The sequence below is a fragment of the Burkholderia sp. SIMBA_051 genome (assembly GCF_046534915.1).
GTDB lineage: Bacteria > Pseudomonadota > Gammaproteobacteria > Burkholderiales > Burkholderiaceae > Burkholderia > Burkholderia ambifaria.
This window is the reverse complement of record NZ_JAWRXS010000015.1, coordinates 107,707-133,743: the sequence shown is the minus strand read 5'-3', so window position 1 is coordinate 133,743 and position 26,037 is coordinate 107,707. Positions and strand designations below refer to the sequence as shown.

Here is a 26,037-nt window from a genome sequence, read left to right as displayed (position 1 = left end):
AGCCAAATTTTGGGATGACGATGAAAAAGACTGCTCTCGACTTCTGGGTCGGCCTGTTCGTGGTGGTGGGCTTCCTTGCGGTGCTGTTCCTGGCGCTCAAGGTCGGCAACATGAGCTCGCTGTCCTTTCAGCCGACCTACTCGGTGCGGATGAAATTCGACAATATCGGCGGGCTGAAGCCGCGCGCGGCCGTGAAGAGCGCCGGCGTCGTGGTCGGCCGCGTGAAGGCGATCGGCTTCGACAGCAATACGTATCAGGCGCTCGTGACGATCGACGTCGACGGCCAATACCCGTTCCCGAAGGATTCGTCGGCGAAGATCCTGACGTCCGGCCTGCTCGGCGAGCAGTACATCGGCCTCGATCCGGGCGGTGACACCGAAATGCTGAAGTCGGGCGATACGATCACGATGACGCAGTCGGCGATCGTGCTCGAGAATCTGATCGGCCAGTTCCTGTACAGCAAGGCGGCCGACGCGGGCGGCGCGAAGCCGGCATCCGGCGCATCGGCTGCACCGGCAGCGCCGGCCGCGCCCGCACCGGTCGCGGTGCCGGCGTCCGTGGTGGCCGGCTCGGCCGCCCAATAACCACACGAGAGAAAGACAAGAGGGAATGACCATGCAGACGATCCGCATCAGGCACGCCGCGCTCGCAGTGGCGGCAGTCGCCGCGTTGAGCGGTTGCGCGACCGTACAGACGCCGACCAAGGGCGATCCGCTCGAAGGTTTCAACCGGTCGATGTACAAGTTCAACGACACGGTCGACACGTATGCGCTGAAGCCGGTCGCGAAGGGCTACCAGTACGTGGTGCCGCAGCCGGTGCGCGACAGCGTGACGAACTTCTTCTCGAACATCGGCGACGTCTACATCGCGGCGAACAACATCGTGCAGCTGCGGATCGCGGACGGCGTCGGCGACATCATGCGCGTCGTGATCAACACGGTGTTCGGCGTCGGCGGCCTGTTCGACGTCGCGACGATCGCGAAACTGCCGAAGCACACGGCCGACTTCGGGATCACGATGGGCCGCTACGGCATGCCGTCGGGCCCGTACCTCGTGCTGCCGCTGCTCGGCCCGAGCACGCTGCGCGACACGGCGGGCCTCGGCGTCGACTACGTCGGCAACCCGCTCACCTACGTGAAGCCGGACGGCCTGAGCTGGGGCCTGTTCGGCGTGAACCTCGTCAATACGCGTGCGAACCTGCTCGGCGCGGGCGACGTGCTGGATGCCGCGGCGCTCGACAAGTACTCGTTCGTCCGTAACGCGTACCTGCAGCGCCGCCAGATGCTGATCAGCAACGCGCGCGGCGAGGCCGCCGCGACGTCGAGCAACGACGCGCTGCCGAAGTACGAGCTGCCGGACGACGGCGCGGCACCGGCGGCAGCCGGCGCGGCCGGTACGGCGGGCGCGGCGGCGGTGGGTGGCGCGACGGCGCCGGCAGGCGCATCGGGCGCGGCGGTGCCCGCACCGGCGTCGGGTACGCCCGAAGCGCCGAACCCGGCCAGCGAAACGAACGTGCCGGCGATGCAGGTGGCGCCGCCGTCGCCGGGCGGGTTCCGCTTCCCGAGCATCCGGCTGCACTGACCCATTTACATTCGTTACAGCCGGAAACGATTCAGTCGGTAGCGTTCGCGAACTTGCGCGTAAGCTACCGGCTCCAACCTCCGCATCGACTCTTCATGCAGGTCACTATGATGAAAAAACTGTTCCTGATTCCCGTTTTCGCGGCGCTGTTCTCGTTCGGCAGCGCAGCTCACGCGCAAGTCGACCAGTCGAACCCGCAGGCGCTGATCAAGACGGCGACCCAGCAGGTGCTCGACGAGGTCAAGCAGCAGACGATCAAGCAGGGCGACACCAACCGCATCATCACGATCGTCAACAAGGACATCCTGCCGTACACGGATTTCCGTCGCACCACGCAGCTCGCGATGGGCCGCAACTGGCGCGCGGCGTCGGCCGAGCAGCAGCAGCAGGTTCAGGAGCAGTTCAAGCTGCTGCTGATCCGCACGTATTCGGGCGCGCTCGCGCAGCTGAAGCCGGATCAACAAATCCAGTACCCGCCGTTCCGCGCCGATCCGGCCGACACCGACGTCGTCGTGAAGACGGTCGCGCTGAACAACGGCCAGCCGGTCCAGATCGACTATCGCCTGTACAAAACGTCCAACGGCTGGAAGGTGTATGACCTGAACGTGCTCGGCGCGTGGCTGATCCAGACGTACCAGCAGCAGTTCAACGAGAAGATCCAGCAAAGCGGCGTGGACGGCCTGATCAAGTTCCTGACGCAGCGCAACCAGGAACTTGCCGCGGGCAAGCAAGCTTCGTGAGCGGCTTCGCGGCCGGCTCCTCGCTGACCGTCGCGAGCGCGAAGTCCGCGCTCGCGGACGGTCTCGCGCGCATCGACGCGGGCGCCACCGCCGTCGATTGCGCGGCGCTGACGCAGTTCGACTCGTCCGCGCTCGCCGTGCTGCTCGCATGGCAACGCGCCGCGAAAGCCCGCGGCGCGACCCTCGACATCCTCAATCTCCCCCCGAAGCTCGCCAGCCTCGCGAACGCCTACGGCGTCGACGCGCTCATCGAAGGCACCGGGCGACATTGACCCTGTCCGATCGAAGCCTGCCGCGCCAGCCGGCGCGCGCACGCTTCAGGCCGCGCGCCTTCAGCGCCGGCCTCTCCAGCCGGTTTGCCCTATAATCAAGCGTTTTGCGGGGCAGCCAATCGGCGTCCGGCCCCCATTTTCATCCGCAGCAAGCACAGAATAGGCGTCGCGGCCCTTGCGTCGCGCACAGTCATGTCAGCCATAGAAATCCGTCACGTCAAGAAGCGCTACAAATCGCTTCAGGCGCTCAAGGGCGTCAGCCTGTCGGTCGAGGAAGGCGAGTTTTTCGGTCTGCTCGGCCCGAACGGCGCAGGCAAGACCACGCTCATCAGTATCCTCGCCGGGCTCGCCCGGGCCGATGAAGGCAGTATCTCCGTGCTCGGCCACGACGTCGTCAAGGACTTCCGCGGTGCGCGCCGCGCGCTCGGCGTCGTGCCGCAGGAGCTCGTGTTCGACCCGTTCTTCACCGTTCGCGAGACGCTGCGGATCCAGTCCGGCTATTTCGGGCTGCGCCGCAACGACGACTGGATCGACGAAGTGATGGCCAATCTCGACCTCACCGAGAAGGCCGACGCGAACATGCGCGCGCTGTCGGGCGGGATGAAGCGCCGCGTGCTGGTTGCGCAGGCGCTCGTGCATCGGCCGCCCGTGATCGTGCTCGACGAGCCGACCGCCGGCGTCGACGTCGAACTGCGCCAGACGCTGTGGAAATTCATCTCGCGGCTGAACCGCGAGGGCCACACGATCGTCCTGACTACCCATTACCTCGAGGAAGCCGAGTCGCTGTGCGACCGCATCGCGATGCTGCGTCGCGGTGAAGTCGTCGCGCTCGACCGCACCGACGCGCTGCTGCGCCGCTTCGCGGGGCTGCAGCTGTACCTGCGGCTCGCGACGGGCGCGCTGCCCGCCGAGCTGCGAGGGCTGGAGACCGATCCGGCCGCGCGCGCGCCGGGCGAGCATCTGCTGCGTCTGACGAACTACGACGATGTCGAGCGCATCCTCGCGCAGTGTCGCGCGGCGGGCTGCACGTTCGACGAGATCGAGGTCCGCAAGGCCGACCTCGAAGACGTGTTCGTCCAGGTGATGAACGGGGCCGAGGTGATCGAGGGGCTGGCATGAACCAACAACCCACACGCGAACTGCGTTCGCCCGGCGAGGCGCGACCGCCCCGTTCCCTGCAAACGCCCGAGCCCGCCGTGGTGGCGGGCAGCGGGTTTCGCACGCTGTTCTACAAGGAACTGCTGCGGTTCTGGAAGGTGTCGTTCCAGACGGTGTGCGCGCCGATCGTGACGGCGCTGCTGTATCTGACGATCTTCGGCCACGCGCTGTCGGGCCGCGTCGAGGTGTATCCGGGCGTCGAGTACGTGAGCTTTCTCGTGCCCGGCCTCGTGATGATGAGCGTGCTGCAGAACGCGTTCGCGAACAGCTCGTCATCGCTGATCCAGTCGAAGATCACCGGCAACCTCGTGTTCATGCTGCTGCCGCCGCTGTCGTACCGCGACATCTTCGGCGCGTACGTGCTCGCGTCCGTCGTGCGCGGCCTCGCGGTCGGCGCGGGCGTGTTCGTCGTGACGATCTGGTTTGTCCCGATGCATTTCGCGGCGCCGTTGTTCATCATCGCATTCGCGCTGCTCGGCTCGGCGATCCTCGGCACGCTGGGGCTGATTGCCGGGATCTGGGCCGAGAAGTTCGACCAGCTCGCCGCGTTCCAGAACTTCCTGATCATGCCGCTGACGTTCCTGTCCGGCGTGTTCTATTCGACGCACTCGCTGCCGCCCGTGTGGCGCGAGATCTCGCGTCTCAACCCGTTTTTCTACATGATCGACGGCTTCCGTTACGGGTTCTTCGGCGCGTCCGACATCAACCCGCTCGCGAGCCTCGCGATCGTCACCGGTTTCTTCGTGCTGCTCGCGATCTTCGCGATGCGGCTGCTCGCGACCGGCTACAAACTGCGTCATTGATATCGACAGGCAGCGGCCGCCCACGGGCGGCGCGCGCCGACAGGAGCCCCCTCATGTTGCCGACTCCCGAACAGGTCAAGCAATACATCGCCGGCGGTCTCGCCTGCACTCATCTGGAAGTCGAAGGCGACGGCCAGCATTTCTTCGCGACGATCGTGTCGGCGGCCTTCGAAGGCAAGCGGCCGATCCAGCGGCACCAGCTCGTCTATGCGGCGCTCGGCGATCGCATGAAACAGGAAATTCACGCGCTCAGCATGAAGACGCTGACGCCCGCCGAATGGCAGAACGCATAACCGGAACCACTGAGTGCAAGTCACCGTCAACGAGCGCGACGCCGTCCAGAGCGTCGCCACGGCACACCCGGCCGCCAACGGGGAATCGCAGGGACACGGGATGGACAAGCTGGTGGTCGAAGGCGGTCGCCGGCTCTCGGGCGAGATCGTCGTGTCGGGCGCGAAGAATGCCGCGCTGCCGATCCTGTGCGCGGGGCTGCTCAGCGCCGAGCCGGTCGAACTCGACAACGTGCCGAACCTGAAGGACGTGCGCACCACGCTGAAGGTGCTGAACCAGATGGGCGTGAAGAGCGAAACGGACGGCTGCCGCGTGCAGCTCGACGCGTCGCGCGTCGACAACCTCGTCGCGCCGTACGAGCTCGTCAAGACGATGCGCGCGTCGATTCTCGTGCTCGGGCCGCTGCTCGCGCGCTTCGGCGAGGCGAAGGTGTCGCTGCCGGGCGGCTGCGCGATCGGCGCGCGTCCGGTCGACCAGCACATCAAGGGCCTGCAGGCGATGGGCGCCGAGATCAGCATCGAGCACGGCTTCATCGAAGCGCGCGCGAAGCGCCTGAAGGGCGCGCGCATCGTGACCGACATGATCACGGTGACGGGGACGGAAAACCTGCTGATGGCCGCGACGCTGGCCGACGGCGAGACGGTGATCGAAAACGCGGCGCGCGAGCCGGAAGTGAGCGATCTCGCACACCTTCTGGTCGCGATGGGCGCGAAAATCTCCGGCATCGGCACCGATCGCCTGGTGATCCAGGGCGTCGAGCGGCTGCACGGCGCGCGCCATTCGGTGATTCCCGACCGCATCGAGGCCGGCACGTTCCTGTGCGCGGTCGCGGCGGCCGGCGGCGACGTGCTGCTGACGGGCGTGCGCCCGCACATCCTCGACGCGGTGATCGACAAGCTGCGCGAGGCCGGCGTGTCGATCGAGGAAGGCGACAGCTGGCTGCGCGTGCGGATGGACCGCCGCCCGTCGGCGGTGACGATCCGCACGTCGGAATACCCGGCGTTCCCGACCGACATGCAGGCGCAGTTCATGGCCCTCAATTCGGTCGCGACGGGCACCGCGCAGATCGTCGAGACCATCTTCGAGAACCGCTTCATGCACGTGCAGGAGCTGAACCGGCTCGGCGCGAACATCACGATCGACGGCAACACGGCGCTCGTGACGGGCGTCGACAAGCTGTCCGGCGCGAACGTGATGGCGACCGACCTGCGTGCATCGGCGAGCCTCGTGATCGCCGGCCTGCGCGCCGAAGGCGAAACGCTCGTCGACCGCATCTATCACCTGGACCGCGGCTACGACCGCATGGAAACCAAACTGACCGCCGTCGGCGCGAACGTGCGCCGCCTCTCCGGGAGCCAAGCATGACCGCGCCGCTGACCCTCGCCCTGTCGAAGGGCCGGATTTTCGAGGAAACCCTGCCGCTGCTGGCTGCCGCCGGCGTGCAGGTGGCCGAGGATCCGGAAACGTCGCGCAAGCTGATCCTGCCGACGACCGATCCGAACCTGCGCGTGATCATCGTGCGCGCGAGCGACGTGCCGACCTATGTCGAATACGGCGCGGCCGATTTCGGCGTGGCCGGCAAGGACGTGCTGGTCGAGCACGGCGGCTCGGGCCTGTACCAGCCGATCGATCTGAACATTGCACGCTGCCGGATGTCGGTGGCCGTGCCGGCCGGCTTCGACTACGCGAACGCGGTGCGCCAGGGTGCGCGCCTGCGGGTCGCGACCAAGTACGTCGAAACGGCACGCGAACACTTCGCCGCGAAGGGCGTGCACGTCGACCTGATCAAGCTGTACGGCTCGATGGAGCTGGCGCCGCTGGTCGGGCTGGCCGACGCGATCGTCGACCTCGTCAGCTCGGGCGGCACGCTGAAGGCGAACAATCTGGTCGAGGTCGAGGAGATCATGGCGATCTCGTCGCGCCTCGTCGTGAACCAGGCTGCGCTGAAGTTGAAGCGCGCGGCGCTCAAGCCGATTCTCGACGCGTTCGAACGCGCGTCGCAGAATGGCAATTGAGCGCATCACCGTAACGGAACTCCCATGGCCATCACCATCCGCAAACTCGATTCGACGAGCGACGGCTTCGGCGCCGCGCTGCGCGCGCTGCTCGCGTTCGAGGCGAGCGAGGACGAGGCGATCGAGCAATCGGTCGCGAAGATCCTCGCCGACGTGAAGTCGCGCGGCGACGCCGCGGTGCTCGAGTACACGAACCGTTTCGACCGGCTGGACGCGAGCAGCGTCGCCGCGCTCGAACTGCCGCAGGACGCGCTGCAGACGGCGCTCGACGGCCTCGCGCCGAAGGCGCGCGCGGCGCTGGAAGCGGCCGCCGCACGCGTGCGTGCGTACCACGAGAAGCAGAAGATCGAGTGCGGCACGCATAGCTGGCAGTACACGGAAAGCGACGGCACGGTACTCGGCCAGAAGGTCACGCCGCTCGACCGCGTCGGCCTGTACGTGCCGGGCGGCAAGGCCGCCTATCCGTCGTCGGTGCTGATGAACGCGATTCCCGCGCGGGTTGCGGGCGTCGGCGAGATCGTGATGGTCGTGCCGACCCCGGACGGCGTGAAGAACGACCTCGTGCTCGCCGCGGCGCTACTCGGCGGCGTCGATCGCGTGTTCACGATCGGCGGCGCGCAGGCGGTCGGCGCGCTCGCGTACGGCACGGCCACGGTGCCGGCGGTCGACAAGATTTGCGGGCCGGGCAATGCGTACGTCGCATCGGCGAAGCGCCGCGTGTTCGGCACGGTCGGCATCGACATGATCGCCGGCCCGTCGGAAATCCTCGTGCTGTGCGACGGCACGACCGATCCGAGCTGGGTCGCGATGGACCTGTTCTCGCAGGCCGAACACGACGAGCTCGCGCAGTCGATCCTGCTGTGCCCGGACGCCGCGTTCCTCGAGCGCGTCGAGAAGGCAATCGACGAGCTGCTGCCGACGATGCCGCGCCGCGAGGTGATCCGTGCGTCGCTCGAAGGCCGCGGCGCGCTGATCAAGGTGCGCGACATGGCCGAAGCGTGCCGGATCGCGAACGACATCGCGCCCGAGCACCTCGAGATTTCCGCGCTGGAGCCGCAGCAATGGGGCCAGCAGATCCGCCACGCCGGCGCGATCTTCCTCGGCCGCTACACGAGCGAAAGCCTCGGCGACTACTGCGCGGGCCCGAACCACGTGCTGCCGACCTCGCGCACCGCGCGCTTCTCGTCGCCGCTCGGCGTGTACGACTTCATCAAGCGCTCGAGCCTGATCGAAGTCAGCGCCGAAGGGGCGCAGACGCTGGGTGAAATCGCCTCCGAGCTCGCGTACGGCGAAGGGCTGCAGGCGCACGCGCGCAGCGCCGAGCTGCGGATGAAGGGGTGACACGCGCCGCAGCCGGTGCCGACGCACCGGCCGCGGTCGACGAGGAGACCCTGCGCAGGGCGGCAGCCGCCGCCGTGCCGAGACCATTTGACGCCGGCGCGAAGCACGCCGGCTTGAGACCATGACGACGCCCCAAGACATCATCCGCCGCGACGTGCTCGCGATGACGAGCTACCCGGTGCCCGACGCGAGCGGCTTCGTGAAGCTCGACGCGATGGAGAATCCGTATTCGCTGCCCGCGCCGCTCGCGGCCGCGCTCGGCGAGCGCCTTGCGCAGGTCGCGCTGAACCGCTACCCGGCGCCGCGCCCGGGCGCGCTGCTCGACAAGCTGCGCCGCGCGATGGGCGTGCCGGCCGCGTGCGACGTGCTGCTCGGCAACGGCTCGGACGAAATCATCAGCATGATGTCGGTGGCCTGCGCGAAGCCGGGCGCGAAGGTACTCGCGCCGGTGCCGGGCTTCGTGATGTACGAGCTGTCCGCGAAGTTCGCGCAGCTCGAATTCGTCGGCGTGCCGCTCAAGGGCGACCTGACGCTCGACGCCGACGCGATGATCGCGGCGATCGCCGAGCACCGGCCCGCGCTCGTCTATCTCGCGTACCCGAACAACCCGACCGGCACGCTGTACGACGAAGCCGACGTCGAGCGGATCATCGCGGCCGCGCAACACAGCCTGATCGTGATCGACGAGGCGTATCAGCCGTTCGCGGAACGCTCGTGGCTGCCGCGCGCCGCCGAGTTCGACAACGTCGTCGTGATGCGCACGGTGTCGAAGCTCGGCCTGGCCGGCATCCGCCTGGGCTATCTCGCCGGGCTGCCCACCTGGCTGACCGAGTTCGACAAGGTGCGCCCGCCGTACAACATCAACGTGCTGACCCAGGCGAGCGCCGATTTCCTGCTCGATCACCTCGACGTGCTCGATGCGCAGGCGGCCGAACTGCGTGCGGAACGCACGCGCCTCGCGCAGGCCGTGGCCGCACTGCCGGGCACGACGGTGTTCCCGAGCGCCGGCAATTTCCTGCTGGTGCGCGTGCCGGACGCCGCGGCGGTGTTCGATGCACTGCTCACCGAGCGGGTGCTGATCAAAAACGTGAGTAAAATGCATCCGTTGCTGGCCGAATGCGTGCGGCTGACCGTCGGTTCTCCCGACGAAAACGCACGCCTGCTGGCTGCCTTGAAACTCGCGCTGCCCGGTTGAGCCCAGGGCGCGGCGGCGCGCGACGATCAATCCCCATTTACATCAGACTCAATCAAGGAATTGCCATGCGTGTGGCGGAAGTCGTTCGCAATACCAGCGAAACGCAGATCCGTGTGAAGCTCGATCTCGACGGTACGGGCCGGCAGAAGCTGGCCACCGGCGTGCCGTTTCTCGACCATATGCTCGATCAGATCGCGCGCCATGGTCTGATCGATCTCGAGGTCGAAGCGCATGGCGATACGCATATCGACGACCACCACACGGTCGAGGACGTCGGTATCACGCTCGGCCAGGCCGTCGCGAAGGCGATCGGCGACAAGAAGGGCATTCGCCGCTACGGCAATTCGTACGTGCCGCTCGACGAGGCGCTGTCGCGCGTCGTGATCGACTTCTCGGGCCGGCCGGGTCTCGAATTCCACGTGCCGTTCACGCGTGCGCGCATCGGTACGTTCGACGTCGACCTGTCGATCGAATTCTTCCGCGGGTTCGTGAACCACGCGGGCGTCACGCTGCATATCGACAACCTGCGCGGGATCAACGCGCACCATCAGCTCGAAACGGTGTTCAAGGCCTTCGGCCGGGCGCTGCGTGCGGCGGTGGAGCTCGACGAGCGCGCGGCGGGGCAGATTCCGTCGACGAAGGGCAGCCTCTAACCTTCCGGACGGGCGCACGCCCAGGACAACCTCACGGCTTCGGCGCGACGCGCCGGCTTGCGATGGATCTGCTCAAATCGTTCATTTCGCTGCTGGCGCTGATCAACCCGGTCGGCGCGGTGCCGTTCTTCCTGAGCCTGACCGCGCAGCAAACGGACGGCGAGCGGCGCCGCACGATCCGGATCGCGTCGGTGTCGGTGTTCTGCGTGATGACGGTGACGACGCTGCTCGGGCAGCAGATCATCGACTTCTTCGGCATTTCGGTCGGCTCGCTCGAAGTGGGCGGCGGGATCATCATGCTGCTGATGGCGATCAACATGCTGAACGCGCAGATCGGCAACACGCGATCGACGCCGGAGGAGCGCTACGAGGCCGAGTCGAAGGACAACATCGCGGTCGTGCCGCTGGCGATTCCGCTGCTCACGGGCCCCGGCTCGATCAGCACGGTGATCATCTATGCGGCGAACTCGCATCACTGGTATGAGCGGGCCGGGCTGGTCGCGATCGGCGCGGCCCTGGCTTTTCTGTGTTTCGTCGCGATGCGGCTCGCCGAGCCGATCGCGAACTGGATCGGCCGCACCGGCATCAACATCGCCACGCGGCTGATGGGTCTGATGCTGTCGGCGCTGGCGGTGGAATTCATCGTCAACGGACTGAGGGCGCTACTGCCTGCACTGAGATGAAAACTTCGATTGCGATTGTGGATTATGGGATGGGCAACCTGCGCTCGGTCGCGCAGGCGCTCAAGAAGGCCGAACCGGCCGCCGACGTGGCGATCGTCGACACGCCGGCCGCGATTCGCGCGGCCGACCGCGTCGTGCTGCCCGGCCAGGGCGCGATGCCTGACTGCATGCGCTGCCTCGGCGAATCGGGGCTGCAGGACGCGGTGATCGAGGCCTCGCGCACGAAGCCGCTGCTCGGCGTGTGCGTCGGCGAGCAGATGCTGTTCGACTGGAGCGCGGAAGGCGACACGAAGGGCCTGGGCCTGTTGCCCGGCAAGGTCGTGCGCTTCGAGCTCGACGGCCGGCTGCAGGATGACGGTTCGCGCTTCAAGGTGCCGCAGATGGGCTGGAACCGCGTGCGCCAGTCGCAGCCGCACCCGCTGTGGGACGGCGTGCCCGACGACGCATACTTTTACTTCGTACACAGCTATTACGTGAGGCCGGACAACCCGGCACACACGGTCGGCGAAACGGCATACGGCGCGCCGTTTACGTCCGCGGTCGCGCGGGACAATCTCTTCGCGACCCAATTCCACCCCGAGAAAAGCGCGGAAGTCGGGTTGCGTCTGTATCGCAACTTCGTACACTGGAAGCCGTGAGCGTCGCGTGCGTGCCACAGTCGGCGGGCCGGAACGGCCTGTCGCACGATGCACGCACACGAAAGCGCCGAAAGAGTTGTACTAAACTAGCGAGGCGGCGCGGTACCGGATCGACCGGTGCGCGCCGGATTCTTTTCTTCTTCCACGACGACACCCGATTGCTATGCTGCTGATTCCGGCCATCGATCTCAAAGACGGTCAGTGTGTGCGCCTCAAACAGGGCGATATGGACCAGGCCACGATTTTCTCCGAGGACCCGGCGGCGATGGCCCGCAAGTGGGTCGATCTCGGCGCCCGGCGGCTGCATCTGGTCGACCTGAACGGCGCATTCGCCGGCAAGCCGAAGAACCTCGATGCGATCGAAGCGATCCTCGACGAAGTCGGCGACGAAATCCCCGTACAGCTCGGCGGCGGCATCCGCAGCCTCGAGACGGTCGAGAAGTATCTCGACGCCGGCCTGTCCTACGTGATCATCGGCACGGCGGCCGTGAAGGACCCGGGCTTCCTGCGGGATGCGTGCACCGCGTTCGCGGGCAACATCATCGTCGGCCTCGATGCGAAGGACGGCAAGGTCGCGACCGACGGCTGGAGCAAGCTGACGGGCCACGAAGTGATCGATCTCGCGCTGAAGTTCGAGGACTACGGCGTCGAATCGATCGTCTACACCGACATCGGCCGCGACGGGATGCTGCAGGGCATCAACATCGAGGCGACCGTGAAGCTCGCTCAGGCGGTCGGTATTCCGGTGATCGCCAGCGGCGGCCTGTCGAACCTCGCGGACATCGACAGCCTGTGCGAAGTGGAAGAGCACGGCGTCGAAGGCGTGATCTGCGGCCGTGCGATCTACTCCGGCGATCTCGATTTCGCGGCCGCGCAAAAGCGCGCGGACGAACTGAACGGCGAACTCGACAACGCGTAAGCGCGGTTGTCCCGTTCGCCGGGGCTGCCTGCGGGCGGCCCCGACCGGAAGCCTCGCGCGAGGCTTCCGTAACCGGCCGTCCCATCGCGGCCTTTGGCGCAACATCATGGCTCTAGCTAAACGCATCATCCCCTGCCTGGACGTGACCGCCGGGCGCGTCGTCAAGGGCGTCAATTTCGTCGAGCTGCGCGATGCCGGCGACCCCGTCGAAATCGCCCGCCGCTATGACGACCAGGGCGCCGACGAACTGACGTTCCTCGACATCACCGCGACCTCCGACCAGCGCGACCTGATCCTGCCGATCATCGAAGCCGTCGCGTCGCAGGTGTTCATTCCGCTGACCGTCGGCGGCGGCGTGCGCGCCGTCGAGGACGTGCGGCGCCTGTTGAACGCGGGCGCGGACAAGGTCAGCATGAATTCGTCGGCGGTCGCGAATCCGCAGCTCGTGCGCGACGCGGCCGATAAATACGGCTCGCAGTGCATCGTCGTCGCGATCGACGCGAAGCGCGTGTCGGCCGACGGCGAGACGCCGCGCTGGGAAGTGTTCACGCACGGCGGCCGCAAGAACACGGGTCTCGACGCGATCGAATGGGCGCGCAGGATGGCCGAGCTCGGCGCGGGCGAGATCCTGCTCACGAGCATGGACCGCGACGGCACGAAGTCGGGCTTCGACCTCGCGCTCACGCGCGGCGTGTCGGACGCGGTGCCGGTGCCGGTGATTGCGTCGGGCGGTGTCGGCTCGCTGCAGCATCTGGCCGACGGCATCAAGGACGGCCGCGCCGATGCGGTGCTGGCCGCCAGCATCTTCCACTACGGCGAGCACACGGTCGGCGAGGCGAAGCGCTTCATGTCCGATCAGGGCATTCCGGTGAGGTTGTGATGAATACGGAAACGAAAGCGCTGCCCGCGTGGCTCGACAAGGTCCGCTGGGACGACAACGGCCTCGTGCCGGTGATCGCGCAGGAAGCGTCGACGAACGACGTGCTGATGTTCGCGTGGATGAATCGCGAGGCGCTCGCGAAGACGATCGAAACGCAGCGCGCGGTTTATTATTCGCGTTCGCGCAAGCGCCTGTGGTTCAAGGGCGAGGAGTCGGGCCACGTGCAGCACGTGCACGAGGTGCGGCTCGACTGCGACGAGGACGTCGTGCTGCTGAAGGTCGAGCAGGTGTCGGGCATCGCATGCCACACCGGCCGGCATTCGTGCTTCTTCCAGAAATTCGAAGGCACGGTGGACGGCGGCGACTGGGTCGCGGTCGATCCGGTGCTGAAAGACCCCGAACACATCTACAAATGACGCAATCGACCGAAGACACGCTGCTGCGCCTCGCGGCCGTGATCGATAGCCGCAAGGGCGGCGACCCCGATCAATCGTACGTATCGCGCCTGTTTCACAAGGGCGACGACGCGGTGCTGAAGAAGATCGGCGAAGAAGCGACCGAAGTCGTGCTGGCCGCGAAGGACGTGCGTCAGGGCGGCGCGCCGACGGCGCTGGTCGGCGAAGTGGCCGATCTGTGGTTCCACTGCCTCGTGATGCTGTCGCATTTCGACCTGAGCCCGGCCGACGTGATCGGCGAGCTCGAGCGCCGCGAAGGGCTGTCGGGCATCGAGGAAAAGGCGCTGCGCAAGCGCCGCGAGCGCGAGGAAAACGGCGGGTGACGGCTCGCAGCCTGCCGCGCCGGCAACAGTGCGGTAAGCTGTAAGAATTGTCATCTAACGGGGGTAGCATCATGACCGATACGCCGAGCGAGTTTCCGACGCCGTCGCTGCCGGGCGCAGCGGATGCCGAGCGGTTGAAGGGCTTGCGCACGCTGACGCACGTGCTGTACGGCCTCTACGCGATTCATTGGCTGACGGGCGGCGTGACCGGCATCATCGCGATCATCATCAACTACGTGAAGCGCGACGACGTGGCCGGCACGCAGTACGCCGATCATTTCGAGTGGCAGATCCGCACGTTCTGGCGCGCGCTGATCGCCTACGTGATCGGCTTCGCGCTGATGTTCGTGGTGGTGGGATTCGTGATCATGTTTGTCACGTGGATCTGGACGCTGTACCGTATCATCAAGGGTTGGCTGTACCTGAACGACAACAAGACGCTCGATCCGCAGGCCTGGTTCTGACCGGCGCGCGGGGCGTTTCGCAGGAGCAACATGAGTCACGATCCGAATTGCCTGTTCTGCAAGATCGCGGCGGGCGAGATCCCGAGCGAGAAGGTGCACGAGGACGACGAATTCGTCGCGTTTCGCGACATCCGCCCGGCGGCCGAGACGCACGTGCTGGTGATTCCGCGCCTGCACCTGCCGACGCTGTCGGCGGCGAGCGAAGCCGATGCGCCGATGCTCGGCCGGCTGATGCTGCTCGTCGCGCGTCTGGCCGACCAGCTCGGGGTGGCCTACACGGGCGGCGAAACCGGTTTTCGCACGGTGATCAACACGGGCCCCGGCGGCGGGCAGGAGGTCTACCACCTGCACGCGCATATCCTGGCCGGTCCGCGCCCGTGGCTGCGGATGGGTTGACGTAGCGGGGCGTTTCCCCGCATCGATAGTCGAAGCCGGCGTGCCGCCGGCGATTTGCGCCGCCACGCGGCATGGTTGAGGAGAGGTTTCATCATGGGTGGATTGAGCATTTGGCACTGGCTGATCGTGCTGCTGATCGTCGCGCTGGTTTTCGGTACGAAGAAGCTGCGCAACATCGGCAACGACCTCGGCAGCGCCGTGAAGGGCTTCAAGGACGGCATGAAGGAAGGCGAGACGCCGGCGGATGCGCAGCAACTGCCGCGCACGGGCACGGTCGACGTCAACGCGAAGGAAACGACGCGTTCCGACTCGAACAAGGCGTAACGCCGGCAAGCTGACAGGCATACGCGATGCTGGATCTCGGTCTTTCGAAGATGGCGCTGATCGGCGTCGTCGCGCTCGTGGTGCTCGGCCCCGAGCGCCTGCCGCGCGTCGCGCGTACGGCCGGCGCATTATTTGGCCGCGCGCAGCGGTACATCAACGACGTGAAGTCCGAGGTCTCGCGCGAAATCGAACTCGACGCGCTGCGGACGATGAAGACCGATTTCGAGTCGGCCGCGCGCAACGTCGAGACAACGATTCACGACAACCTGCGCGAGCACGAGAAGGAACTGAACGACACGTGGCATTCCGCGGTCGGCGGTCTTAACGAAGGCTCGGTCGATGCCGGCACGTACGGCTCCGACACCCCCGCGGCGCCGTCGTGGCGCGGCAGTACGGCCGCGCTCGCGCGCAAGCGTCGCAACTGGCGTGTGAAGCAGGCGGCGATGCCTGTCTGGTACAAGCGCGCGACCACCCGCCGCACGCACGTGCAGTCGGGCGCCGCGCGTGTCGCGCGCCACCAGCCGGCCAGCCTGCGCCGGCCGACGCGCTTTCTCTGAGTCGAGCGCATGCTCGCTCGTCAATCCTACCGAGGGCCGGTGTGAGCGACCCCCAGCAGAACCCGGGCGACGCCCCGGAAGAAACCTTCATTTCCCATCTCGTCGAGCTTCGCGATCGCATCATTCGCGCGGGGCTGGCCGTGATCGTCGTGTTCCTCGGGCTCGTGTACTGGGCGCCCGACATCTTCCGGCTGCTCGCGCGGCCGCTGATGGAAAACCTGCCGAAGGGCGGCAGGATGATCGTGACCGACGTCACCGGCTCGTTCTTCGTGCCGATGAAGGTCACGATGCTCGTCGCGCTCGTGATCGCGTTGCCGATCGTGCTGTACCAGATCTGGGCGTTCGTCGCGCCGGGCCTGTACCAGCACGAGAAGAAGCTCGTCATGCCGCTCGTCGGCAGCAGCTACTTCCTGTTCCTGTGCGGGATGGCGTTCGCGTACTTCCTCGTGTTCCCGACGATCTTCCGTGTGATGGCGCACTACAACGCGCCGCTCGGCGCGGAGATGTCGACTGACATCGACAACTACCTGAGCTTCGTGCTCGGGATGTTCATCGCATTCGGGGTCACGTTCGAGGTGCCGATCATCGTCGTGCTGCTTGTGCGGATGGGCGTGCTGACGCTGAAGAAGCTGAAGGAGATGCGGCCGTACGTGATCGTCGGCGCGTTCGTCGTCGCGGCGGTCGTCACGCCGCCGGACGTGTTCTCGCAGCTGATGCTCGCGCTGCCGCTCATCGTGCTGTTCGAGGTCGGGCTGCTGGCCGCGCGGTTCTTCGTGCCGAAGCCGACGACGGAAGAACCCGAGCCGGAGAACGGCGCCGCCAGTTGAGCAGGAAAGGGTGCGCGGTGGCCGGCATGCTGGCCGCCGTCGATGCGGCCTTTCGGCCAGCGACATCGCAGCCGGGCGAGCGGCTGGAAGGGCCGGTGATGAGGGCAAGAACAGGGCTTCGCCGCGACGAAGGCGTTTCGTGGCAAAGCGGAAGGGCAGCCGAATCGAGTTGACCCCCAAGCGTTGGACATCATTCCAGCGCTTGGGGGTTTTTCGTTTCCGGCTGCTGCGTGCAAGCGGCGCAGACGCGCCGCCCGCTGGATGTCACTCGCTGTCGCTGTCCTGTTCGTCGAGCGCTTGCTTCGGTGGCGGCGGGCGCTTGCCGATCACGACGTTCACGTCGAACTCCTTGCCCTTGCGCACGACGTGCACCTTGGTCGACGTGCCCGGCTTGATCTGCGCGACGGTGTTCAGCAGCTTTGTGGTGTCGGTGATTTCGTCGCCGTTCACGCTCACGAGGATGTCGCCCGGCTTGATGCCGGCCTTGTCGGCCGGCCCGCCCTGCAGCACGCCCGCGACGATCGCGCCCGTCTTCTGCTGGAGCCCGAACGACTCGGCGATTTCCGGCGTGACGTCCTGCGGCTCGACGCCGATCCAGCCGCGCGTGACCGAGCCCGTCGTGATGATGCTTTCGAGCACGGTGCGCGCCGTCGACACGGGGATCGCGAAGCCGATGCCGAGCGAGCCGCCCGAGCGCGAATAGATCGCCGTGTTGATGCCGAGCAGGTTGCCGTTCACGTCGACCAGCGCGCCGCCCGAGTTGCCGGGGTTGATCGGCGCGTCGGTCTGGATGAAGTTCTCGAAGGTGTTGATGCCGAGGTGATTGCGGCCGAGCGCGCTGATGATCCCCATCGTGACCGTCTGGCCGACGCCGAACGGGTTGCCGATCGCGAGGACGACGTCGCCGACCCGCGACTGGTCGGAACGGCCGAGCGTGATCGTCGGCAGGTTCGTCATGTTGATCTTCAGGACGGCGAGATCGGTCTCGGGGTCGCTGCCGATCACCTTCGCGGTGGCCGTGCGGCCATCGGCGAGCGCGACTTCGATCTGGTCGGCGCCGTCCACGACGTGCTGGTTCGTTAGAATGTAACCTTCAGGGCTCACGATGACGCCGGAGCCGAGGTTGGCGGCCGGTTCGTCCTGCTGCTTGCGTGCGTTGCGGTCGCCGAAGAAATAGCGGAACAGCGGATCCTTCGCCCGCGGATCGGGCGGCAGCGAGCCGTCCTTGCTGGAGAATACGTTGACGACGGCGGGCATCGCCTTTTGCGCGGCTTCCGCGTACGACGTGGTCGCCGGCGCTCCGCCGATGCCCGGCGCCACTTCCCGCAGCGCAACGATCGGCGTGGCGAGCTGCTTGCCGAGCTGTCCTTGCCGTTGCAGCCATTGCGGCTTGAGCGTCACGACGATGAACATCAGCGCGAGCAGTACGGTCACCGCCTGCGCGAAGAACAGCCAGAAGCGTCTAAGCATCTGAATGGATTAGAGGTTTATATGGATCGGATCGAACTTGAATTGTACTTGAACAATACCCTTGAAACCGCGCGCTTCAAGGACTATTGCCCGAACGGCCTCCAGGTCGAGGGGCGCCGCAAGATCGAGAAGATCGCCACCGGCGTGACGGCGTCGGTCGCGTTCCTCGAAGCCGCGCTCGAATGGGGGGCGGATGCGGTGCTCGTCCATCACGGCTATTTCTGGCGCAACGAGGCGCCGCAGATCACGGGCCGCAAGTACCAGCGCCTGAAGCTGCTGCTCGCGAACGACCTGAACCTGTTCGCGTTCCACCTGCCGCTCGACGCGCATCCCGAGCTCGGCAACAACGCGCAGCTCGGCCAGAAGCTCGGGCTGATCGGCGATCAGCGTTTCGGCGACGGCGACCTCGGCTGGATGGCGACGCTGCCGATGCCCGTCACGCTCGAGCACTTCGTCGCGAAGGTCGAGCGCACGCTCGGCCGCACGCCGCTCGTGCTCGGCGATGCGGACATGCAGCTGCGCCGCATCGCGTGGTGCACCGGCGCCGCGCAAAGTTATTTCGACGCCGCGATCGATGCCGGCGCCGACGTGTTCCTGACCGGCGAGGTGTCGGAATCCGTCACGCACGCGGCCGCGGAGAGCGGCGTCGCGTTCGTTGCGGCAGGGCACCATGCCACCGAACGCTACGGAATCCAGGCGCTGGGGCGCCACTTGTCCGAAGAATTCGATATCGAACACCTTTTTATCGATATTCATAATCCGGTCTGAACGACGGATTTGCGGCAGTGCATCCAAATTTCACAATGTAGCAGATGCTTAAAAGTGAAATGATTTAATTGCTCCGATAGTGGGGGAAAACCCTTAACTATCAACCACTTCGAAGGGATTTTCATCTCCGGGCCTTGTAAATGACGACTCCATTCGAGCAAACTAGCGGCGGAATGGAAAGTCGTGACGGAAAATCCAACTCAGAAGTGGGGCGTGTGATGCGAGACAAGGAAGAGAAACGCGTCGACAGCGGCCGCCGTACCTGGCTGATTGCGACATCCGTAGCAGGTGGCGTGGGAGGTGTCGCCACCGTTGTACCTTTCGCGGCGTCGCTTGCGCCGTCCGCGAGAGCGAAAGCGGCCGGTGCGCCGGTCGAGGTCGACATCAGCAGCCTGAAGCCCGGCGAGATGGTGACGGTGCCGTGGCGCGGCAAGCCCGTCTGGATCCTGAATCGCACCGATTCGATGCTGGCCGATGTGGTCAAGGCCGACAAGGAAGTGGCCGATCCGACCACGAAATCCCCGTATTCGATGCCGTTGCCCGCGTATTGCGCGAACGAATATCGCGCGCGGACCGATCGCAAGAACATTCTCGTCGTGATGGCCGTCTGTACGCACCTCGGCTGCACGCCTAGCCAACGCTTCACGCCGGGTCCGCAGCCGAACCTGCCGGACGACTGGCCGGGCGGTTTCCTGTGCCCGTGCCACGGTTCGACCTACGACCTCGCCGGTCGCGTGTTCAAGAACAAGCCGGCGCCTCAGAATCTCGACATCCCGCCCTACATGTTCACGTCGGCGACGACCCTCGTGATCGGCAAGGACGAGAAAGGAGAAGCGTGATGGCCGTCGACAACAAGGAAGTCTCCACCACAGGTCTCACCGGCTGGATCGACCAGCGCTTCCCGCTCACGTCCACCTGGAAGAAGCACGTTTCCGAGTACTACGCGCCGAAGAACTTCAACTTCTGGTACTTCTTCGGCTCCCTCGCGCTGCTGGTGCTCGTCAACCAGATCGTCACGGGCATCTTCCTGACGATGAACTACAAGCCCGACTCGACGCTCGCGTTCGCGTCGGTCGAGTACATCATGCGCGAGGTGCCGTGGGGCTGGCTGATCCGCTACATGCACTCGACCGGCGCATCGATGTTCTTCGTCGTCGTGTACCTGCACATGTTCCGCGGGCTGATGTACGGGTCGTATCGCAAGCCGCGCGAGCTCGTGTGGATCTTCGGCTGCGCGATCTTCCTGTGCCTGATGGCCGAGGCGTTCTTCGGCTACCTGCTGCCGTGGGGCCAGATGTCGTTCTGGGGGGCGCAGGTGATCGTGAACCTGTTCTCGGCGATCCCGTTCGTCGGCCCGGACCTGTCGCTGTGGATCCGCGGCGACTATGTCGTCTCCGACGTCACGCTGAACCGCTTCTTCGCGTTCCACGTGATCGCGATTCCGCTCGTGCTGGTCGGCCTCGTGATCGCGCACCTCGTCGCGCTGCACGAAGTGGGGTCAAATAACCCGGACGGCATCGAGATCAAGGCAAAGAAGGACGCGAACGGCGTTCCGCTCGACGGCATCCCGTTCCATCCGTATTACTCGGTGCACGATTTCTTCGGGGTCTGCGTGTTCCTGATGGTGTTCGCGCTGATCGTGTTCTTCTCGCCGGAGATGGGCGGCTACTTCCTCGAGTCGAACAACTTCGTGCCGGCGAACCCGCTGCAGACGCCGCCGGAGATCGCGCCGGTCTGGTATTTCACCGCGTTCTACGCGATGCTGCGCGCGACCACCGACCCGTTCAAGATCGTGCTGATGATCGTGATCGCGCTGCTCGGCGTGCTCGCGCTGGTCCGCGCGCGCGGCAAGTGGAAGATCGGCCTGCCGGTGCTGGCCGCGGCGATCGTCGTGTTCATGTTCCTGACGGAGTCGAAGTTCTGGGGCGTAGTCGTAATGGGCGCGGCGGTGATCACGCTGTTCTTCCTGCCGTGGCTCGACCGCAGCCCGGTGAAGTCGATCCGGTACCGGCCGTTCTTCCACAAGGTGTTCCTCGGGATCTTCGTCGTGGCGTTCCTGACCCTCGCGTTCCTCGGCACACGGCCGCCATCACCGGTCGCGACGCTGATTGCGCAGGGCTGTGCGCTGATCTACTTCGCGTTCTTCCTCGGCATGCCCGTCTGGACGCCGCTTGGCACGTTCAAGCAGCCGCCGGAGCGGGTGCGCTTCAAGCCCCATTAATGTGAGCGAGGAGAGAACGACATGAAGAAACTGCTTTCGACGCTCGCACTGATCGGGGCGACGGCCGTTGCGCTGCTGGCGGCGCCGGCCGTGCGCGCGGAAGGTAATTTTCCGCTCGACCGGGCGCCCGATAACACGGAAAATCTCGTTTCGCTTCAGCACGGCGCGCAATTGTTTGTAAACTATTGCCTGAACTGCCACAGCGCGAACCTGATGCGCTACAACCGTCTGACGGATCTGGGCATATCCCAGAAGGAGATCGAAACGAATCTCCTGTTCACGACCGACAAGGTCGGGAACACGATGTCCGTCGCGATGCGGCCCGAAGACGCGAAGAACTGGCTCGGCACTCTGCCGCCCGACCTGTCGGTCGAGGAACGGGCGCGCGGCCGCGACTGGCTGTACACGTATCTGCGGAGTTTCTACCGCGACGATACGCGGCCGACCGGCTGGAACAACGCGGTGTTCGAGAACGTCGGCATGCCCCATGTATTGTGGCAACTGCAGGGGCAGCGCACTGCCAAATTCGAAGACAAGACGGACGAGGAGACGGGCGAGAAGGTCCACACGCTCGTCGGCTTCCAGCAGGTCACGCCGGGGACGTTGTCGCCGCCGGACTATGACGCTGCGGTGGCCGACCTGGTGGCCTATATGACATGGATGTCCGAGCCGGCCCAGCAGACCCGCAAACGCCTCGGCGTGTGGGTGCTGATCTTTCTCGGTGTCCTGACTTTCCTGGCCTGGCGGCTCAATGCCGCGTACTGGAAAGATATCAAGTAAACACGCCTGACCGGCGTGGGGCCGGCGCAAGGCGGAACCCGTGAAAGGGGTTGCGCCGCGTGCCGGCCCTCGGCTTTTTTGAGGAAACGCAAATATGATGGTTCTGTATTCCGGCACAACTTGCCCGTTCTCCCAGCGTTGCCGGCTGGTGCTGTTCGAGAAGGGCATGGATTTCGAGATCCGTGACGTCGACCTGTTCAACAAGCCGGAAGACATCTCGGTGATGAACCCGTACGGTCAGGTGCCGATTCTGGTCGAGCGCGACCTGATTCTGTACGAATCGAACATCATCAACGAATACATCGACGAGCGCTTCCCGCACCCGCAACTGATGCCGGCCGACCCGGTGCAGCGCGCCCGTGCACGCCTGTTCCTGCTGAACTTCGAGAAGGAGCTGTTCGTTCACGTCAGCACGCTCGAGAACGAGAAGGGCAAGGCAGCGGAGAAGAATCACGAGAAGGCACGCCTCGCGATCCGCGATCGCCTGACGCAGCTCGCGCCGATCTTCGTGAAGAACAAGTACATGCTCGGCGAGGAGTTCTCGATGCTCGACGTCGCGATCGCGCCGCTTCTGTGGCGTCTGGATCACTACGGCATCGAGCTGTCGAAGAACGCCGCACCGCTGATGAAGTATGCCGAGCGGATCTTCAGCCGTCCGGCCTATATCGAAGCACTGACGCCGTCCGAAAAGGTCATGCGTCGTTGATGATGCAATGAAGGCATGACGGAGCGGGCCGCGCGGCGTGCCGTGTGCCCGCTCCGGGTTCGAGGATTGTGATGCAAGAGATTTCAACGAAGCCATATCTGCTGCGCGCGCTGTACGAGTGGTGCACCGATAACGGTTACACGCCGCATATCGCGGTGAGGGTCGACAACTCGACGCGCGTGCCGCGTCAGTTCGTGCGTGACGGCGAGATCGTGCTCAACATCAGCTTCGAGGCGACGAGCCAGCTGCAGATGGGTAACGAGTGGATCGAGTTCACCGCCCGGTTCTCCGGGAAGGCGCACAAGATCGAGATTCCGGTGGCCAACGTGCTCGCGATCTACGCGCGGGAGAACGGGCAAGGGATGGCGTTCCAGGTCGATGCGGTGGCGGGTGAGGGCGCGGATTCGGGTGCGTTCGAAGACGATGCCGCGCCGGCCGACGAGGCGTCGCGTGACGAGTCGCCTGCCGTATTGACGCCTGTCGTCGATATCGGCGCGAACGAGGAGCCGTCCGAAGGCGCCGACGAACCGCCGAAAACCGACGGCGACGGCTCGAAAGGCGGCAGCAGACCTCGCCTCAAGATCGTGAAATGAGGTAGAATCTCGCGCTTACGCCGGCTTAGCTCATCTGGTAGAGCAGTTGATTTGTAATCATCAGGTGGCGGGTTCGAGTCCTGCAGCCGGCACCAAACACTAGTATCAAGTAGTACCGGGAAGTCCCAAAACCCGCGTCCAGCCTAACGCTGACGCGGGTTTTTTGTTTCTGGAAGTGCCGAGTGGAACCGGGGCATCCCGGAAATTTGGGGGTAAGATTCGGGGTATGACTTCCCGGATTTGGGGGTATGCCGTACCCCCGGCGAACAATGAAAACCAAACCTCTTACCGACGCCAGGTGCCGCAACGCTAGATTCGATGAGGCCGGGGGAAACAAACTCTTCGACGGCGGCGGACTGTATCTCGATCTGCGCTCCAGTGGTTCGAAGAAATGGCGGCTCAAATACCGGTTCAATGGCAAAGAAAACTTGCTGACGTTCGGCGACTATCCCGCGACGTCGCTCGCTGATGCTCGGTCGAGGCGTGACGAAGCGAAGCGGCTGTTAGCGGAAGGGAAGAACCCCGCGTTCGAGCGTGACGTCGAGAAGCAGACTCGCGCCATTGCCGCACAGAACACCTTCGAGGCCGTCGCACTGGAGTGGTACGAGGCGCAGCAAGCGACGTGGAGCGCTTCGCACGCGAACCGAGTCAAGAAACAGCTCGATCGCGAGGTGTTTCCCCTGATCGGCCAGCGTCCGATTTCTTCGATCGGCGCACCGGATTTGCTCGCGGTCATTCGACGAATCGAAGGCCGAGAGGCGTTCGAGACTGCGCGCAAGACGTTGCAGACATGCGGCCAAGTCTTTCGCTATGCCGTTGCGACGAGCCGTGCCGAGCGAGATCCGTCGCCGGACCTGCGAGGCGCATTGAAGGCAGTGCCCGTCAAGCACATGGCGCGGGTCGGCGAAAGCGAGCTGCCGGAGTTGCTTCGCTCGATCGCTTCCTATGAAGGCGAGCCCGAGACCCGGCTCGCTCTGCGATTCCTGGCATTGACGTTCGTGCGCACCATCGAGCTGCGGCAGGCCGAGTGGACGGAGATCGACTTGGAGCGCCGAGAGTGGCGCATTCCGGCCGAGAAGATGAAGATGCGCCGCGTGCATATCGTGCCGCTCGCTGACCAGACGATCGCGCTGCTTTCCGAGCTACGCGCGCTGACGGGCCACCGTCGCTGGCTGTTCCCGAACAGCCGTAGACCGTTGCAGCAGATGAGCGAGAACACGATCCTGTATACGCTATACCGGATGGGCTATCGCAGTCGCATGACCGGGCATGGGTTCCGTGGTCTCGCCTCAACGATCTTGAACGAGAAGGGCTTCAATTCCGACTGGATCGAGCGTCAGCTCGCCCACTCGGAGCAGGACGGCGTGCGGGCGGCATACAACCACGCCGAGTATCTGTCCGAGCGCCATCGCATGATGCAGTGGTGGGCGGACTATCTCGACAAACAGGGTGGGGCGAAGATCATCCCGATCGTGGCGGCAAGATAGACCCGTGCCGCCACGCGTATGACCCCCTTGCTGCGCACCTCCCACGTTTCCTAGGCGCGGTGGCTCTTGTCGTTCCTCCAGTTATGGAACAGGCAGCCAAGCCAAAAAATCGCCGGTGGGATGTGTTGGTAGCACACCCCCGGCACCCTCTCGTCAGCGCGACGAAATATGCTCAATGATTGAGCATTCCCCGCCTTTTTCCTTGAATCGTCCACAGATTCCTAGAGCCGTGTTCGATTAGGTGCCAACAAGTACCGCAACGATATCGAAAGGTCTGCTCCCCTAAGAGATTTGCCTCGGATTATCTAAGCCCACAATACATGGTGTCACTGTTCGGCTAAGGATCTGCGCTTTTTGTCGTCCGCTGAACTGTGACGTTGAGTGACAGCGTTCTTCAAGGCTCAGCGGCTGCAAGGGATCGGTTACGGAAATTCGGAGCGGCAACGCCTCCCGTTCCGGAGACCTTTGGGGGCTTCCACAAGAGCTAATCGACGAGTTAGCGGCCGAATCTGGGGCATTCCGCACTTTAATAAGCAAAACCGCGCACAAAGGCAGGTGCCAGCCGGAAATCCCGAATGGCGTGTTACTGGACGCTGCAGCGGGTAATATACGATCGAGCAGTGATGCAAATGAGGAGCATTGCTGTCGCACCATGCATCGAGCTATCATGAAATATGATTTCAATCAAGGGGCGAGCAATGGTAGTGGCGGATGCAGGCGCTTATCTAGAAAGTTGGGCGATCGAACTGACCTCGCGCGCGAATCGAGTACGGAATCTGATCGGTGACGCTCACTGGTTGTCAGACGGCAGCCACAAGGAGGCGCTCCTGCGAGACTTCATACAACGTCATTTACCCCGCCACCTGGAAGTTTCAAATGGATTTATTAAGTCTCCGTCCGATCGTGGGGGCTGCTCTCCTGAAATTGATATCCTCATCGCAGACGCATCAATGCACGCGCCGTTGTTTGCGGAGTCGGATTTGTATATAACGCCTCCTATTAGCGTTGCAGCACATATACAGGTAAAAACATCATACGCAAAAAGCGAATTGATATCCGCCCTCCAAAATATTCACGACAGTCAGACGATTGTCGCGGCGCATGCGCGGCCAGAGAAAGTATGGCGGGCAGTGTGCTTTTATACGGTGCCCGACAGCCGCACTCCGGCCTCGGTAATTGATACTTTGGAAGCGTCACTACTGGAGTTAGCTCAGTCAGATTGGCTGGAGAGCGGCGCACCCCTCGAATACACTTTGCCAACGTGCATCGTAGCGCTTTCGGATTGGGTAATTTTCTTTTCAATCGCCGAAGAAAGTTTTGTGACCCTTCGCTTTTTTGAACTCGCGAAACTAAGCGCGGCATGCGCAATGGCTGACCTTTTTGCGGCCCTTCGTCGTTGGTCGGGCGGCGACGTCACTGGGGATCTCGACAGACTGATTGAGTCACTGCCGATTCCCACTCCGATTGTTCGAAAAATTAATCTCGGAGCCCAATAAA

Annotated in this window: 32 protein-coding genes and 1 tRNA gene; 32 read left to right on the top strand and 1 reads right to left on the bottom strand. The window is 64.6% G+C overall.

The annotated features are described in order from the left end of the window. Window positions 1-14 precede the first annotated feature (14 nt). The 23 genes from mlaD (at window position 15) to tatC (ending at window position 16,515) form a co-directional block, all read left to right on the top strand. Complete coding sequence (mlaD, locus tag SB771_RS30000) at window positions 15-584, top strand: outer membrane lipid asymmetry maintenance protein MlaD (RefSeq protein WP_175661894.1); 570 nt, start codon at window positions 15-17, stop codon at window positions 582-584. 31 nt (window positions 585-615) lie between these two features. Then, window positions 616-1,581 carry a VacJ family lipoprotein gene (locus tag SB771_RS29995; protein WP_011655798.1) on the top strand — a complete coding sequence of 322 codons (966 nt, stop codon included), beginning with the start codon at window positions 616-618 and terminating at the stop codon, window positions 1,579-1,581. 110 nt (window positions 1,582-1,691) lie between these two features. Continuing rightward, window positions 1,692-2,321, top strand: coding sequence for a phospholipid-binding protein MlaC (locus tag SB771_RS29990; protein ID WP_041489891.1), 630 nt, complete (start codon window positions 1,692-1,694; stop codon window positions 2,319-2,321). After that, the gene (locus SB771_RS29985) at window positions 2,318-2,593 is read left to right on the top strand and encodes a lipid asymmetry maintenance protein MlaB (RefSeq protein WP_006751811.1); all 276 of its coding nucleotides are present in this window, start codon (window positions 2,318-2,320) and stop codon (window positions 2,591-2,593) included. Before SB771_RS29990 ends, SB771_RS29985 begins: the two co-directional genes overlap by 4 nt. A 192-nt stretch (window positions 2,594-2,785) precedes the next feature. Further along, window positions 2,786-3,712 (top strand): ABC transporter ATP-binding protein, encoded by a 927-nt coding sequence (locus tag SB771_RS29980; protein ID WP_012362928.1) that lies wholly within the window; start codon window positions 2,786-2,788, stop codon window positions 3,710-3,712. Then, entirely contained in the window at window positions 3,709-4,554 is an 846-nt protein-coding gene (locus tag SB771_RS29975) for an ABC transporter permease (RefSeq protein WP_011655801.1), read from the top strand. The genes SB771_RS29980 and SB771_RS29975 overlap by 4 nt, the downstream gene beginning before the upstream one ends. Window positions 4,555-4,607: 53 nt before the next feature. Continuing rightward, the gene (locus SB771_RS29970) at window positions 4,608-4,847 is read left to right on the top strand and encodes a BolA family protein (protein WP_006477131.1); all 240 of its coding nucleotides are present in this window, start codon (window positions 4,608-4,610) and stop codon (window positions 4,845-4,847) included. Window positions 4,848-4,860: 13 nt separating this feature from the next. Continuing rightward, the gene (gene murA / locus SB771_RS29965; RefSeq protein WP_011655802.1) at window positions 4,861-6,210 is read left to right on the top strand and encodes a UDP-N-acetylglucosamine 1-carboxyvinyltransferase; all 1,350 of its coding nucleotides are present in this window, start codon (window positions 4,861-4,863) and stop codon (window positions 6,208-6,210) included. Continuing rightward, the gene (hisG, locus tag SB771_RS29960; RefSeq protein ID WP_006751807.1) at window positions 6,207-6,860 is read left to right on the top strand and encodes an ATP phosphoribosyltransferase; all 654 of its coding nucleotides are present in this window, start codon (window positions 6,207-6,209) and stop codon (window positions 6,858-6,860) included. The genes murA and hisG overlap by 4 nt, the downstream gene beginning before the upstream one ends. 24 nt (window positions 6,861-6,884) lie before the next feature. Next, window positions 6,885-8,201, top strand: coding sequence for a histidinol dehydrogenase (hisD, locus tag SB771_RS29955; protein ID WP_012362930.1), 1,317 nt, complete (start codon window positions 6,885-6,887; stop codon window positions 8,199-8,201). A 121-nt stretch (window positions 8,202-8,322) separates the two neighbouring features. Continuing rightward, a complete protein-coding gene (gene hisC / locus SB771_RS29950; RefSeq protein WP_165750775.1) occupies window positions 8,323-9,396 on the top strand; it encodes a histidinol-phosphate transaminase in 1,074 nt (357 codons plus the stop codon). Window positions 9,397-9,461: 65 nt separating this feature from the next. Continuing rightward, on the top strand, window positions 9,462-10,049 hold the full coding sequence (hisB, locus tag SB771_RS29945; protein WP_175661895.1) for an imidazoleglycerol-phosphate dehydratase HisB: 588 nt from the start codon (window positions 9,462-9,464) through the stop codon (window positions 10,047-10,049). Window positions 10,050-10,111: 62 nt separating this feature from the next. Continuing rightward, window positions 10,112-10,732, top strand: a complete 621-nt coding sequence (locus tag SB771_RS29940; RefSeq protein ID WP_006751803.1) for a YchE family NAAT transporter — start codon at window positions 10,112-10,114, stop codon at window positions 10,730-10,732. Next, window positions 10,729-11,370: an imidazole glycerol phosphate synthase subunit HisH gene (gene hisH, locus SB771_RS29935; protein WP_006757059.1), complete on the top strand. Its 642-nt coding sequence runs from the start codon at window positions 10,729-10,731 to the stop codon at window positions 11,368-11,370. The genes SB771_RS29940 and hisH overlap by 4 nt, the downstream gene beginning before the upstream one ends. A 163-nt stretch (window positions 11,371-11,533) precedes the next feature. Beyond that, window positions 11,534-12,289, top strand: coding sequence for a 1-(5-phosphoribosyl)-5-[(5-phosphoribosylamino)methylideneamino]imidazole-4-carboxamide isomerase (gene hisA, locus SB771_RS29930; protein ID WP_006751801.1), 756 nt, complete (start codon window positions 11,534-11,536; stop codon window positions 12,287-12,289). Window positions 12,290-12,395: 106 nt separating this feature from the next. After that, complete coding sequence (hisF, locus tag SB771_RS29925; protein WP_012362933.1) at window positions 12,396-13,169, top strand: imidazole glycerol phosphate synthase subunit HisF; 774 nt, start codon at window positions 12,396-12,398, stop codon at window positions 13,167-13,169. After that, window positions 13,169-13,585, top strand: a complete 417-nt coding sequence (hisI, locus tag SB771_RS29920; RefSeq protein ID WP_006751799.1) for a phosphoribosyl-AMP cyclohydrolase — start codon at window positions 13,169-13,171, stop codon at window positions 13,583-13,585. Before hisF ends, hisI begins: the two co-directional genes overlap by 1 nt. Next, on the top strand, window positions 13,582-13,947 hold the full coding sequence (locus SB771_RS29915; RefSeq protein ID WP_006751798.1) for a phosphoribosyl-ATP diphosphatase: 366 nt from the start codon (window positions 13,582-13,584) through the stop codon (window positions 13,945-13,947). Before hisI ends, SB771_RS29915 begins: the two co-directional genes overlap by 4 nt. 71 nt (window positions 13,948-14,018) lie before the next feature. Beyond that, window positions 14,019-14,411, top strand: a complete 393-nt coding sequence (locus SB771_RS29910; protein WP_011655805.1) for a DUF4870 family protein — start codon at window positions 14,019-14,021, stop codon at window positions 14,409-14,411. Window positions 14,412-14,441: 30 nt separating this feature from the next. Next, the gene (locus tag SB771_RS29905) at window positions 14,442-14,807 is read left to right on the top strand and encodes a histidine triad nucleotide-binding protein (protein ID WP_105788609.1); all 366 of its coding nucleotides are present in this window, start codon (window positions 14,442-14,444) and stop codon (window positions 14,805-14,807) included. Window positions 14,808-14,900: 93 nt separating this feature from the next. Then, on the top strand, window positions 14,901-15,131 hold the full coding sequence (gene tatA, locus SB771_RS29900) for a Sec-independent protein translocase subunit TatA (RefSeq protein ID WP_006751795.1): 231 nt from the start codon (window positions 14,901-14,903) through the stop codon (window positions 15,129-15,131). Between the two features lie 26 nt (window positions 15,132-15,157). After that, a complete protein-coding gene (gene tatB / locus SB771_RS29895) occupies window positions 15,158-15,688 on the top strand; it encodes a Sec-independent protein translocase protein TatB (RefSeq protein WP_006751794.1) in 531 nt (176 codons plus the stop codon). Between the two features lie 41 nt (window positions 15,689-15,729). After that, window positions 15,730-16,515, top strand: coding sequence for a twin-arginine translocase subunit TatC (gene tatC / locus SB771_RS29890; protein ID WP_006751793.1), 786 nt, complete (start codon window positions 15,730-15,732; stop codon window positions 16,513-16,515). Window positions 16,516-16,779: 264 nt separating this feature from the next. Here the strand turns inward: tatC and SB771_RS29885 are convergent, their stop codons facing one another. Further along, the gene (locus SB771_RS29885) at window positions 16,780-17,985 is read right to left on the bottom strand and encodes a Do family serine endopeptidase (protein ID WP_006751792.1); all 1,206 of its coding nucleotides are present in this window, start codon (window positions 17,983-17,985) and stop codon (window positions 16,780-16,782) included. A 21-nt stretch (window positions 17,986-18,006) separates the two neighbouring features. Here SB771_RS29885 and SB771_RS29880 point away from each other — a divergent pair, with 21 nt between their 5' ends. The 9 genes from SB771_RS29880 to SB771_RS29840 all read left to right on the top strand — a co-directional run bounded on the left by SB771_RS29880 (window position 18,007) and on the right by SB771_RS29840 (window position 26,036). Next, the gene (locus SB771_RS29880) at window positions 18,007-18,753 is read left to right on the top strand and encodes a Nif3-like dinuclear metal center hexameric protein (protein ID WP_011655806.1); all 747 of its coding nucleotides are present in this window, start codon (window positions 18,007-18,009) and stop codon (window positions 18,751-18,753) included. Between the two features lie 218 nt (window positions 18,754-18,971). Next, window positions 18,972-19,592, top strand: coding sequence for a ubiquinol-cytochrome c reductase iron-sulfur subunit (petA, locus tag SB771_RS29875; protein WP_006751790.1), 621 nt, complete (start codon window positions 18,972-18,974; stop codon window positions 19,590-19,592). Beyond that, a complete protein-coding gene (locus SB771_RS29870) occupies window positions 19,592-20,974 on the top strand; it encodes a cytochrome b (RefSeq protein ID WP_175661896.1) in 1,383 nt (460 codons plus the stop codon). The genes petA and SB771_RS29870 overlap by 1 nt, the downstream gene beginning before the upstream one ends. Before the next feature lie 21 nt (window positions 20,975-20,995). After that, window positions 20,996-21,754 carry a cytochrome c1 gene (locus SB771_RS29865; RefSeq protein WP_105834623.1) on the top strand — a complete coding sequence of 253 codons (759 nt, stop codon included), beginning with the start codon at window positions 20,996-20,998 and terminating at the stop codon, window positions 21,752-21,754. 94 nt (window positions 21,755-21,848) lie between these two features. Continuing rightward, window positions 21,849-22,460, top strand: a complete 612-nt coding sequence (locus tag SB771_RS29860; protein ID WP_006400565.1) for a glutathione S-transferase N-terminal domain-containing protein — start codon at window positions 21,849-21,851, stop codon at window positions 22,458-22,460. Window positions 22,461-22,531: 71 nt separating this feature from the next. Next, window positions 22,532-23,053 carry a ClpXP protease specificity-enhancing factor gene (locus SB771_RS29855; protein ID WP_105834622.1) on the top strand — a complete coding sequence of 174 codons (522 nt, stop codon included), beginning with the start codon at window positions 22,532-22,534 and terminating at the stop codon, window positions 23,051-23,053. 19 nt (window positions 23,054-23,072) lie between these two features. Continuing rightward, window positions 23,073-23,148: transfer RNA gene (locus tag SB771_RS29850), tRNA-Thr, on the top strand. Between the two features lie 174 nt (window positions 23,149-23,322). Continuing rightward, window positions 23,323-24,540 (top strand): tyrosine-type recombinase/integrase, encoded by a 1,218-nt coding sequence (locus SB771_RS29845; protein ID WP_175661897.1) that lies wholly within the window; start codon window positions 23,323-23,325, stop codon window positions 24,538-24,540. 674 nt (window positions 24,541-25,214) lie between these two features. Then, window positions 25,215-26,036 (top strand): DUF6602 domain-containing protein, encoded by an 822-nt coding sequence (locus SB771_RS29840; protein WP_175661898.1) that lies wholly within the window; start codon window positions 25,215-25,217, stop codon window positions 26,034-26,036. Window position 26,037 lies beyond the last annotated feature (1 nt).